Annotated in this window: 2 protein-coding genes; both read left to right on the top strand. The window is 48.2% G+C overall.

The features are described 5' to 3' along the window. Positions 1-441 precede the first annotated feature (441 nt). A complete protein-coding gene (gene hoxE, locus IQ242_RS24070; protein WP_193961689.1) occupies positions 442-951 on the top strand; it encodes a bidirectional hydrogenase complex protein HoxE in 510 nt (169 codons plus the stop codon). A 28-nt stretch (positions 952-979) separates the two neighbouring features. Continuing rightward, the coding region (locus tag IQ242_RS24065; RefSeq protein WP_193961688.1) for an NAD(P)H-dependent oxidoreductase subunit E at positions 980-1717 on the top strand (738 nt) is incomplete at its 3' end.

The following is a 1717-nucleotide window of genomic DNA, read 5'->3' as shown; positions in this document are numbered from 1 at the left end:
GAAAAAAAACCCGCAGAAAACGGGTTTATCGAAGAAACCCGTTTTCTATTTCCAGGGTTCATCATAATTGATTGTAGGGCTAATTCATGAATTAGCCCTACAGCTATTACCTAGCTATATTCCACTGCTAAATCGAGCGACTCTTGTTCCCCACTTAAGCCCGCCATAAAAGGCCCTATTCGTTGATTAAACACTATTATAGGAAAGATGCAATGCAATCCTTGCTATCAAAGTAATTTCAGTTCCAGGCTGATTCGGAGCATCTTTCAATTTGACAAGGCCGAAAAAATCCCCTATCCCCCAATAACTAAAGGAAAGATAAAGTTATCGATCGCCCTCCGGAGCCAGTGTCAGAATAAAAGCAGGGAGATGACCAAGGAAAACCGACAACTCTCCATCTTTTTCCCGTCATCGCCCCTAAAATTTATTTGGTTCAGATTTATGCAAACTGCCAATCCTCGTCAAACGGAGAAAAAAGAGCATCCCAGTGGCGATAAACGCTTCAAAGTCCTCGACATCACCATGAAGCGGGCAGGATATAATCAATCAGCCCTGATTGAAGTCCTGCACAAAGCCCAAGAAGCCTTTGGATTCCTAGAAGAAGATGTTCTCCTCTACGTTGCCCGGGCGCTAAAACTGCCCCTCAGTCGCGTCTATGGGGTAGCAACCTTCTACCATCTCTTTTCCCTGAAACCGGCGGGAAAACACACCTGTATCGTCTGTATGGGGACTGCTTGTTATGTCAAAGGCAGCGGCAAAATCCTCGAAGACATCGAAAACACCTTTGATGTCAAAGTGGGAGAAACCACCGCCGATGGAGAAATTTCCCTAGTGTCGGCCCGTTGTATCGGGGCCTGTGGGATTGCGCCGGCCGTGGTCTTCGATGGAGTCGTGGCCCCTAAACAAGATTCGGAAACTGTCTTAGCGAAACTACAGAGTTTCTCCCAGTAATTTTTCACTCTAGTGGATTGAGAAGAATATGGACTTACAAGAATTATTGGCAGTGGCCGAGAAAGAAAAAACTAGACAAAAAAGCATCCGGGTGCATTGTTGCACTTCCACCGGTTGCCAAGCTGCTAACTCCCTCCAAATCAAAAAAAACCTCGCCACTGCCGTCAAAGAAGCAGACCTAGAGGATACAGTCGAAGTGGTGGGGGTCGGTTGTATGGGTTTTTGTGGTCGCGGTCCGTTGGTGGAAGTGGATCCCCAGGATCTCCTATACGAAGAAGTCACCCCGGAAAGTGCGGCCAGCATTATTGCGGCCTTAAACGGCGGCAAAACCGAGGTGCAATTAGGGGACTCAAAACATCCCTTTTTCTCCCATCAAGTCAAAATTGTCCGGGAAAATAGCGGTAAAATCGATCCCGATCGCATTGAGGAATATATCGCCGTCGGGGGTTATCAATCTCTCTACAAGGCCCTCTACGAGATGACCCCGGCCCAGGTGGTGGAGGAAATCACCAAAAGCGGTTTGCGCGGCCGGGGTGGTGCCGGTTATCCCACCGGTTTAAAATGGGCGACGGTGGCTAAACAACCGGGTAAACAAAAATACGTTATCTGTAATGCTGATGAAGGCGACCCCGGGGCGTTTATGGACCGTAGTGTTTTGGAAAGTGACCCCCATTTAGTCCTGGAAGGAATGGCGATCGCTGCCTATGCTGTGGGGGCCGACCATGGTTATATCTATGTTAGAGCCGAATATCCCCTAGCGATCGAT

Source organism: Microcystis sp. LEGE 08355 (assembly GCF_015207185.1).
Lineage (GTDB): Bacteria > Cyanobacteriota > Cyanobacteriia > Cyanobacteriales > Microcystaceae > Microcystis > Microcystis panniformis.
The sequence above is the reverse complement of the archived record's forward strand: the minus strand, read 5'-3'. Positions and strand labels throughout refer to the sequence as shown.

What these genes read in the sequence shown, in the direction of transcription:
- hoxE (WP_193961689.1), top strand. Translation starts at nt 442, where the DNA reads ATGCAAACTGCCAATCCTCGTCAAACGGAGAAAAAAGAGCATCCCAGT.